This is a genomic window from Micromonospora mangrovicola (genome assembly GCF_047200535.1).
Classification (GTDB): domain Bacteria; phylum Actinomycetota; class Actinomycetes; order Mycobacteriales; family Micromonosporaceae; genus Micromonospora.
Map to the genome: position 1 here is coordinate 1 of NZ_JBJZOG010000278.1, position 448 is coordinate 448.

The 448-nt window shown below is 72.8% G+C and carries 1 pseudogene; it reads left to right on the forward strand.

Annotated features, from left to right (window positions below):
• A pseudogene (locus tag ACL02O_RS34465) lies at positions 1–448 on the forward strand (transcription termination factor Rho); the annotation flags it as partial.

Here is a 448-nt window from a genome sequence, read left to right on the forward strand (position 1 = left end):
GACCGCGGCGACCGCAACGACCGTGGCCAGCGGGCCGAGCGCGACAACGACGGTGACGAGGACGGCGAGGGCGGCGGCCGACGCAGTCGGCGCAGCCGGTTCCGGGACCGTCGGCGTGGCCGTGGCGAGCGGGGCGAGGGCGACGGTGGCGGCCGGGAGCCGCAGGTCGGCGAGGACGACGTGCTCGTCCCGGTCGCCGGCATCATCGACGTGCTCGACAACTACGCCTTCGTGCGCACCACCGGCTACCTCGCCGGCCCGAACGACGTGTACGTCTCGATGTCCCAGATCAAGAAGTACGGCCTGCGTCGCGGTGACGCCATCACCGGTGCGGTGCGCGCGGCCCGGGACGGCGAGCAGCGGCGCGACAAGTACAACCCGCTGGTCCGGCTCGACACCATCAACGGGATGGAGCCGGACGAGGCGAAGCGTCGTCCGGAGTTCGTCC